This window comes from Aeromonas lacus, from assembly GCF_000764665.1.
GTDB lineage: Bacteria > Pseudomonadota > Gammaproteobacteria > Enterobacterales > Aeromonadaceae > Aeromonas > Aeromonas lacus.
In genome coordinates, this window is the sequence record NZ_JRGM01000190.1 from 1 (window position 1) to 679 (window position 679).

General features: G+C 59.4%; 1 protein-coding gene. It reads left to right on the forward strand.

Translation table 11 applies throughout. The annotated features are described in order from the left end of the window. Positions 1-679, forward strand: a 679-nt coding sequence (locus LG31_RS21345) for a DUF5801 repeats-in-toxin domain-containing protein (RefSeq protein WP_033116174.1), incomplete at both ends; no start/stop codon positions are given.

Genomic DNA, 679 nt, shown 5'->3' on the forward strand with positions numbered 1-679 from the left:
TATCTGGAGAGTGGCAATGTGGTCGGCCGGGTCGGTAACAGCAGCGGCAGTGTGGCCTTTACCCTGACGGTCAACAACAGCGGGGTAGTGACACTGGATCAACTGCGCGCCATTGAACATACCCCGAACAGCGGCTCGGATCAGGAGAGCAGCCTGCTGTCAGCCAATCTGGTGAAACTGGTCGGAACCATCACCGACAAGGATGGGGACAGCCAGAGTGCCAGCGTGGACTTGGGCAGCGCCATCAGCTTCAGGGACGATGGCCCGAGTATCAGTGCCGGCAGTGCGGCCAACGACACTCTGCAAGTGGACGAAAGCAACCTGTCACTCAATGCCAGCACCAGCTATGCCAGCCTGTTCACCAGCAGCTTTGGCGCCGATGGGGCCGGTACCCTGGTTTACAGCCTGAACGTCAGCACAGCAGGGGTGGACAGCGGGCTCAACGACACCGCAACCGGCAAGAACATCCTGCTCTATCTGGAGAGTGGCAATGTGGTCGGCCGGGTCGGTAACAGCAGCGGCAGTGTGGCCTTTACCCTGACGGTCAACAACAGCGGGGTAGTGACACTGGATCAAGTGCGCGCCATTGAACACACCCCGAACAGTGGATCGGATCAGGAGAGCAGCCTGCTGTCAGCCAATCTGGTGAAACTGGTAGGAACCATCACCGACAAGGATG